We start from the raw sequence: 4,384 nt of genomic DNA on the forward strand, positions 1-4,384 counted from the left end.
CAGAATTATTCGTTAAACGCGTTTACGATCAAACGGGACTTGACACCTAAGAAGCCCTGGTGTATTAGCTCTGGCTGCTCGTTCGACCTTAGCCGTAACTGCTCCTAAGTTGAGCGTCATACTGTTTCGGCTAATAGGGCGAAGCTATCCGCAACTCTACAGCCCGTAGCCACCGTCGTTTTGGGATACTCGGCTAAGGTTGCGCCGAATATAAACGCGGATGAGCTGCCCGAGTTCGACCGCAAGGTCCTGGAGGTGCTGCGCGAGCCGCTGGAATCGGGCCGCATCACGATTTCGCGGGCGGCCAACCAGGCCGACTTTCCGGCGCGTTTTCAATTGATCGCGGCCATGAATCCCTGCCCTTGCGGCTGGTACGGCCATCCTTCCGGCAAATGCCATTGCACGAGCGAGGCGGCGCAGCGCTACCAGGACCGCATCTCCGGCCCTCTGCTCGACCGCATCGACATGCAGGTCGAGGTAACGGCCATGCTGCCCGACGCCATGGCGGCCCAGGCCGACGGCGAAAGCACGGCGGCCATCGGCGTGCGCGTGGCGCGTGCGCATGCACTGCAGCTCGAACGCCAGGGCAAGGTGAACAGCCGCCTGAGCACGCGCGAGATCGACCGCTACTGCGCCCTCGACGAAGCGGGCGAGCGCACCCTGCGTGCCGCCATGTCGATGATGAACTGGTCGGCGCGGGCTTATCACCGCGTGCTGAAGGTGGCGCGCACGATCGCCGACATCACGGATTCGCCGGCGATCACGTCGGAGAACATGGCCGAAGCCATCGGTTACCGGCGCGGGCTGCGCGATCGCTAGCTTCTGTAGCCTGCACGGCGGCGCCCTGCTACCATCAAGGGATGCGAAAAAATAAACTTGCCGTCACACTCGTCCTGGCAGCCACGCTGCTGGCTGGCTGCAATCCCACCTATAACTGGCGCGACTACAGCAGCCCGGAAGCGCCCTACCGCGTGATGTTCCCGGCCAAGCCGGCCAGCCACACGCGCAGCGTCGACCTGAACGGGGTCAAGGTCGAGATGACCATGACCGCCGCCGAAGTCGAAGGCGTGATGTTCGCAGTCGGCACCGGCGTGGCCGAGGATGCGGCCGGTGCGCAGGCGGCGGTCGACGCCATGAAGACAGCCATGCTGCGCAATATCGGCGCAACCGTCCAGCGCGAGAGCGCCAGCGCGGCCAGCAGCGGCGATCCGGCGAGCGCACGCAAGAGCATCGACATCGATGCCACCGGTACCGGGAATGGCGGGCCGATGCAGCTGACCGGCCACTTCGAATCGCGCGGCAAGCGCTTCTACCAAGTCATCGTGCTGGGCAAGGCCAAAGCCGTCCCGCCCGAGCAATCGGAACAATTCATGAAGTCGTTCACGCTGCTATGAAGATGGATTCGCCTTCCTTGTTGATAAGCGGCCTGCGCAAGCAGTTCGCCCGTCCCGCCGTCGACGGCCTGGACCTGTCGATCGCGCGCGGCGAGTTGTATGCGCTGCTGGGGCCGAACGGCGCCGGCAAGACCACCACCCTGCGCATGGTCGCCGGGCTGCTGGCGCCGGACGCGGGGCGGATCGAGGTCAACGGCATCGACCTGGCGCTGGACCCGGCCGGCGCCAAGCGCAGCATGGCCTATCTGCCGGATGACCCGATGTTGTACGGGAAGCTCAAGCCGACCGAGTACCTGGAGTTCGTTGCCGGGCTCTGGGGCGTGGATGCGGCGGCGGCCGAGCCGCGTGCGCGCCAGCTGCTCGACTGGCTGGACCTGAGCAAGCACGCGCACGAACTGACCGAAGGTTTTTCGCGCGGCATGAAGCAAAAACTGGCCCTGGCCGGGGCGCTGATCCACGAACCGCAGTTGCTGATCCTCGATGAACCGCTGACCGGGCTGGACGCCGGCGCGTCGCGCCAGGTCAAGGATTTATTGCTGTCCCATGTCGCCAAGGGCGGCACGGTGATCCTGACCACCCACATCCTCGAGGTGGCGGAGCGACTGGCCCAGCGCATCGGCATCATCCAGCACGGTCGCCTGATTGCCCAGGGCACGCTCGAACAATTGCGCATGGAGACAGCCGCGGACACGCTCGAGGACATGTTCCTGCAACTGACGGGGCAGGCATGAGCGCCCGGCCCGGCAGCGCACTGTGGCTGCTGCGCCATGAGTTGCGGATGTTCTGGTACAACATGCTGTCGTCGAAGAACGGCAAGGAGCCGCGCGGCTTCCACTGGAAGCTGGTGGCGGTCTGGCTGGTCTTGTGGCTATTCGTGCATGCCGGGGCCTGGTTCGTGGTCGGCCTGATCTCCGGCGGCGATGACGAGTTGCCGCGGCAACTGGTGCTGGCGGCCAGCGTGCTGCTGGTCGCGACTTTCCTCTTCATGCTGTCGAGTGCGCTGAAGTCCAGCGTCGAGGTCCTGTTCGACCGCGGCGACATGGACTTGTTGCTGTCCTCGCCCCTGCCCTCGCGCAGTATTTTCACGGTGCGCCTGGCGGGCGTCGTCATCGGCGTGGCCACGATCTACCTGTTCTTCCTGGCGCCGCTCGCACATGCGGGCGCGCTGCGCGGGCATCCACGCTGGCTGGCGCTGTATCCGGTCGTGCTGGGCATGGCGGCAATCGCCTCCGCCGGCGCCATGCTGCTGACGCTGGCCCTGGTGCGCTGGCTGGGCGCGCGCCGCACCCGTGTGGTGGCGCAGGTGCTCGGGGCGCTGGCCGGCGCCTTGTTGTTCATCCTGTCGCAATTGCCCAACCTGGCGGTGCAGACGGGCACAAGCGAAGGCTTCCTGTTGCGCGCGGCCAGGAGCAGCGCCTGGATTCCCGCTGACAGTCCGGTCTGGCTGCCAGGCCGGGCGCTGCTAGGCGATCCATTCGCCGCCACGGCTGTCGGCGTGGTGGCGCTGCTGGCGTTTGCACTGACGGTGGCACTGACGCATCGCAGCTTTACGCGCGGGCTGCAACTTGCCGCGAGCGTGGCGCCGGTTGCACGGCGTCCGGCGGGCGAGCTGCGTTTTCGCTTCGGCCGCAGCCTGGCGTCGTCGCTGATCCGCAAGGAGTGGCGCCTTATCTTGCGCGATCCGCAGCTGATCTCGCAGGTGCTGTTGCAGCTGCTCTACCTGATTCCCATCCTGTTCCTGGTCTTCCGGAAGGATGGCGCGCAAAACCTGGCGGTCGGCGCCGGCCTGACGCTGCTGTGCGGCTCGCTGGGTTCGTCGCTGGCCTGGGTGATCCTGCTGGCCGAGGACGCGCCCGACCTGCTGTCCGCCGCGCCGGCCGACATGCGCACGATCCGCCGCGCCAAGATGGCCGCGGCCATCGGTCCTGTGCTGGCCCTGGTCTGCCTGCCCGTGCTGTGGCTGACCTGGCGCGCGCCGCTCAGCGGCTTGCTGGCCGCATTCACGGTCTGCGGCGTCACGCTCGGCGCCACGCTGATCGTCATGTGGGTGGGCAAGCCCGGTCCGCGCAGCGCATTCACCCGCCGCGCCCAGGGCAAGGGCGCCAGTATCCTGTTCGAGATGAGTCACCTGTTCGGCTGGGGCGGACTGGCGTTTCTCCTGCCGTACACAGCCAGCCAGCCGGAGACAGGCCTGCTGACGGCGGTTGGCATGGGCGTTGCAGGCGCGGTGGCCTTGGGCGTACCCTTCCTGGCATGGATCTTTCGGCACCGCTCCCACTAGCAGGCGTGCGCGGGACGACCTGAAATGGGCAGTCGTGTTATCGTTTAGTTACGAAGTAAAACAAGAAGAGAATGCATATGTTAATCACTTTTAAAAGCAAAGCTTACCCTGACGTGATGATGTATCAAGAGCACGCCAAGCGCATCCTGGACCTCCTGAACAAAGAGGCGGACATTGGCGTCATCACCTCTGCGGAAGCCACCCGCGCCGTCCAGCTGCTGGAACACGAGATCGAAGAAAGCCGCAAGCACCCGTCCACCGACGAAGTCGAGCAGGACATCAAGGCGCACCGTTTGGATGAAGACGATCCCGAGCATGAGCAGACCGCAGTGGTCAGCTTTTCGACCCGTGCCTACCCAATGCTGGAAATGCTGCGCGCGGCACGCGACCAGCAGTGCGACATTCTCTGGGGCGTGTAAGTTTTTCCCGCTGAGCCGGCAGCAATGCCGCTCAGGGCGATCGGCGTAATGTCGATAAAAAGGAAGCGCTTGCGCTTCCTTTTTTGCTTATAAGACCGGTGTTGGGTCTGCTTGTAGGGTGGGCACTCGTGCCCACGCGGTCTCACCATCTGATCATCGGCGCCGCATGTAAACGGACGAAAAATGAATTGAGCGCCCAAAGCAAAAAACCCCACAGAGATCACTCTGCGGGGTTTTTCATATACCTAGCCTGACGATAACCTACTTTCACACTGGTTGCAGCACTATCA

At 64.5% G+C, this 4,384-nt stretch carries 4 protein-coding genes and 1 pseudogene; all 5 read left to right on the forward strand.

What is annotated here, in order from left to right:
* Positions 1-219: 219 nt before the first annotated feature.
* Positions 220-819: pseudogene (locus QWL29_RS26305) on the forward strand (ATP-binding protein); the annotation flags it as partial.
* 41 nt (positions 820-860) lie between these two features.
* Positions 861-1,394, forward strand: coding sequence for a hypothetical protein (locus tag QWL29_RS26310; RefSeq protein WP_305825812.1), 534 nt, complete (start codon positions 861-863; stop codon positions 1,392-1,394).
* Positions 1,395-1,396: 2 nt separating this feature from the next.
* Positions 1,397-2,125, forward strand: a complete 729-nt coding sequence (locus QWL29_RS26315) for an ABC transporter ATP-binding protein (RefSeq protein WP_305825813.1) — start codon at positions 1,397-1,399, stop codon at positions 2,123-2,125.
* Entirely contained in the window at positions 2,122-3,675 is a 1,554-nt protein-coding gene (locus QWL29_RS26320; RefSeq protein ID WP_305825814.1) for an ABC transporter permease, read from the forward strand. The genes QWL29_RS26315 and QWL29_RS26320 overlap by 4 nt, the downstream gene beginning before the upstream one ends.
* 77 nt (positions 3,676-3,752) lie before the next feature.
* Complete coding sequence (locus tag QWL29_RS26325) at positions 3,753-4,094, forward strand: DUF1840 domain-containing protein (RefSeq protein ID WP_305825815.1); 342 nt, start codon at positions 3,753-3,755, stop codon at positions 4,092-4,094.
* Positions 4,095-4,384: the final 290 nt, after the last annotated feature.

It is taken from the genome of Massilia brevitalea (assembly GCF_030711405.1).
Taxonomy (GTDB): Bacteria; Pseudomonadota; Gammaproteobacteria; order Burkholderiales; family Burkholderiaceae_D; genus Telluria; species Telluria brevitalea.

Coding starts and splice junctions, on each gene's coding strand:
- QWL29_RS26310 (WP_305825812.1), top strand. CDS start 861: ATGCGAAAAAATAAACTTGCCGTCACACTCGTCCTGGCAGCCACGCTG.
- QWL29_RS26315 (WP_305825813.1), top strand. CDS start 1,397: ATGGATTCGCCTTCCTTGTTGATAAGCGGCCTGCGCAAGCAGTTCGCC.
- QWL29_RS26320 (WP_305825814.1), top strand. CDS start 2,122: ATGAGCGCCCGGCCCGGCAGCGCACTGTGGCTGCTGCGCCATGAGTTG.
- QWL29_RS26325 (WP_305825815.1), top strand. CDS start 3,753: ATGTTAATCACTTTTAAAAGCAAAGCTTACCCTGACGTGATGATGTAT.